The sequence below is a fragment of the Clostridium cibarium genome (genome assembly GCF_014836335.1).
In the GTDB taxonomy this organism is placed as follows: Bacteria; Bacillota; Clostridia; order Clostridiales; family Clostridiaceae; genus Clostridium; species Clostridium cibarium.
On sequence record NZ_JACSRA010000069.1, the window covers coordinates 1 to 1,335 of the forward strand.

Genomic DNA, 1,335 nt, shown 5'->3' on the forward strand with positions numbered 1-1,335 from the left:
TATCTTAATAATTGAAGAACGTTTTGTGGCGTTTGATTAGCTTGAGCAAGCATTGCTTGAGCAGCTTGTTGAAGGATATTATTCTTAGAATATGCCATCATTTCCTTAGCCATATCAACGTCTCTTACTCTACTTTCAGCAGCTTGTAAGTTTTCTGAAGCATTGTCAACGTTAGCTATTGTATGTTCTAATCTATTTTGAACAGCTCCTAACTTAGATCTTTCTGTAGATACCTTTTCTATAGCTATATCAATTGTAGAAATTGCAGCTGTAGCAGATCCTTGAGTAGACATTTGTACGCTCATTGCACTTACTCCTAATGAAGAAGCAGTCATGCTTGAGAATGTTACTGATATAGTTTGCCCACTGTTTGCACCAACTTGTAATGTTACTTGAGTAGAATCAGCACTAAATAAAGTCTTAGTATTGAATTCTGTTTGAGTAGCTATTCTTGATATTTCTAATTGTAAAGCATCAACTTCAGCTGCAATAGAATCTCTATCCTTAGTAACGTTAGTATCATTAGCTGCTTGTACTGATAATTCTCTCATTCTTTGAAGAATGTTATGAGTTTCATTTAAAGCACCTTCTGCAGTTTGAACCATTGAAACACCATCTTGAGAGTTTCTTGAAGCTTGGTTTAATCCTCTTATTTGAGATCTCATCTTTTCAGAAATTGAAAGACCTGCAGCGTCATCCCCAGCTCTGTTAATTCTTAAACCTGAGCTTAACTTTTCCATTGATTTCCCAGCATTAGTGTTGTTTGCTGCCATATTTCTATGAGCATTCATAGCATTCATATTGTGATTAATTATCATTTTAAATTCCTCCTTGATTTTGAAAATCGACATCCATGTCATAAATTTATTTTTTAATTTCTCTTAAGAGACCTTGGTTAACCTTACAATATATTATTCGTCATATTATACTAATACTTTATATTTTTTTTAATATTTTTTTTAGTATTTTTATATTTTTTTATTTTTTTGAATTAATTACTAGAATTATATTCATATAAAAAGAAAATCTAGTATACTCATCTTTACACTAGATTTAAAAAGGAGAATTCAATTTTATGAATTCCCCTTCTTGTGAGCTACTACTTTTAATAAAGCCCAAAACTATTATTTATGATCTAAACTATCTTAATAATTGAAGAACGTTTTGTGGCGTTTGATTAGCTTGAGCAAGCATTGCTTGAGCAGCTTGTTGAAGGATATTATTCTTAGAATATGCCATCATTTCCTTAGCCATATCAACGTCTCTTACTCTACTTTCAGCAGCTTGTAAGTTTTCTGAAGCATTGTCAACGTTAGCTATTGTATGTTCTAATCT

Annotated in this window: 2 protein-coding genes; both read right to left on the bottom strand. The window is 31.6% G+C overall.

What is annotated here, in order from left to right:
- Window positions 1-818 (bottom strand): flagellin N-terminal helical domain-containing protein (locus H9661_RS19330; protein ID WP_191770446.1); only part of this gene is annotated, 818 nt, incomplete at its 3' end.
- A 322-nt stretch (window positions 819-1,140) separates the two neighbouring features.
- A partial coding sequence (locus H9661_RS19335) for a flagellin (protein ID WP_279290197.1) occupies window positions 1,141-1,335 on the bottom strand: 195 nt, incomplete at its 5' end.